The 1,834-nt window shown below is 67.4% G+C and carries 1 protein-coding gene and 1 pseudogene; both read left to right on the forward strand.

Annotated features, from left to right (window positions below; translation table 11 throughout):
* Positions 1-216 (forward strand): annotated as a pseudogene (locus tag R1101_RS28260) (replication-associated recombination protein A); the annotation flags it as partial.
* Positions 217-384: 168 nt separating this feature from the next.
* On the forward strand, positions 385-1,834 hold a 1,450-nt coding region (alaS, locus tag R1101_RS0122580; RefSeq protein ID WP_016935478.1), incomplete at its 3' end, for an alanine--tRNA ligase.

Consider the following 1,834-nt stretch of genomic DNA (forward strand, 5'->3'; position numbering starts at 1 on the left):
CATCTGCGCGACGGTCACTACCAGGGCGCGCAGAAGCTCGGCAACGCGATCGGCTACAAGTTCCCGCACGCGCACCCGGACGGCGTGCTCGCGCAGCAGTACGCCCCGGACGAGCTGGTCGGCGTCGACTACTACGAGCCGACCGGCCGCGGCGTGGAACGGGAGCTGTCGGCCCGCCTGCCCAAGCTGCGCCGCATCGTGCGCGGTGAGCGGTGACCGTGACCGAGGACCCCGCACGGCGCCACCGTACGGAAGCCATGCACGGCGCTGCCGTACAGAAACCACTTTCGGCGGCGCGATAAGCTGAAGAGCGGCCGATCGGCACGATCGGCAGCCCGCCCCGGGCAGTTCACACCATCGCCAGACCACAAAAGGACCATCGACGTGCAGACCCACGAGATCCGCAGGCGCTTTCTCGATCACTTCGTGAAGGCGGGACACACCGAGGTGCCGAGCGCGTCGCTGATCCTCGCCGATCCCAACCTGCTGTTCGTCAACGCCGGCATGGTCCCGTTCGTGCCCTACTTCCTCGGTCAGCAGACCCCGCCGTACACGCGCGCCACGTCGGTGCAGAAGTGTGTTCGCACCCTCGACATCGAGGAGGTCGGCAAGACCACCCGCCACAACACCTTCTTCCAGATGGCCGGCAACTTCTCGTTCGGCGACTACTTCAAGGAAGAGGCCATCACCTTCGCGTGGTCGCTGCTCACCGGTTCCGTCGAGGACGGCGGTTACGGCATCGATCCCGAGAAATTGTGGGCGACGGTCTATCTCGACGACGACGAGGCGTACTCCATCTGGCGCGACAAGGTCGGTGTGCCCGACGAGCGCATCCAGCGCCGCGGCATGAAGGACAACTACTGGTCGATGGGCATCCCCGGCCCGTGCGGTCCGTGCTCCGAGATCTTCTACGACCGCGGACCCGCCTACGGCGTCGAAGGCGGCCCCGAGGCCGACGAGGACCGCTACATCGAGATCTGGAATCTCGTGTTCATGCAGAACGAGCGCGGCGAAGGCGGCGCCAAGGACGACTACCCGATCCTCGGCCCGCTGCCGAAGAAGAACATCGACACCGGTATGGGGGTCGAGCGCGTCGCCTTCCTGCTCCAGGGCGTCGAGAACGTCTACGAGACCGACCTGCTGCGTCCGGTGATCGAGAAGGCCACCGAACTCACCGGCGCCGTCTACGGTGCGACACACGACGACGACGTGCGTTTCCGCGTCATCGCCGACCACGCCCGCACCGCCGCGATGCTCATCGTCGACGGCGTCAACCCCGGCAACGACGGCCGCGGCTACGTGTTGCGCCGCCTGCTCCGCCGCATCGTGCGCTCGGCGCGCCTGCTCGGCGCCGACAAACCCACGATGCGCGAGTTCATGGCGGTCGTGCGCGACACCATGGCCCCGTCCTATCCCGAGCTCGCCACCGACTTCTCCCGCGTCGAGACCGTCGCGGTGGGCGAGGAGACCGCCTTCCTCAAGACCCTGGGCACCGGCAGCAAGCTCTTCGAAGGCGCCGTCGAGACCGTGAAGTCGCAGGGCAGGAACGTGCTCGGCGGCACCGAGGCGTTCACCCTCCACGACACCTACGGTTTCCCGATCGACCTCACCCTCGAGATGGCGTCCGAGGCCGGCCTCACCGTCGACGAGGAAGGCTTCCGCTCGCTCATGGCCGAGCAGCGGCAGCGCGCCAAGGACGATGCCCGCGCTCGCAAGCACGCCCACGCCGACCTGACGGTCTACAAGGAACTCCTCGACCGCGGTCCCACCGAGTTCACCGGCTTCAGCGAACTGGTGAGCGAGGCGCACGTGCTCGCCGTCATCACCGGCAGAG

The sequence above is a fragment of the Rhodococcus sp. R1101 genome, assembly GCF_000278445.1.
GTDB lineage: Bacteria > Actinomycetota > Actinomycetes > Mycobacteriales > Mycobacteriaceae > Rhodococcus > Rhodococcus gordoniae.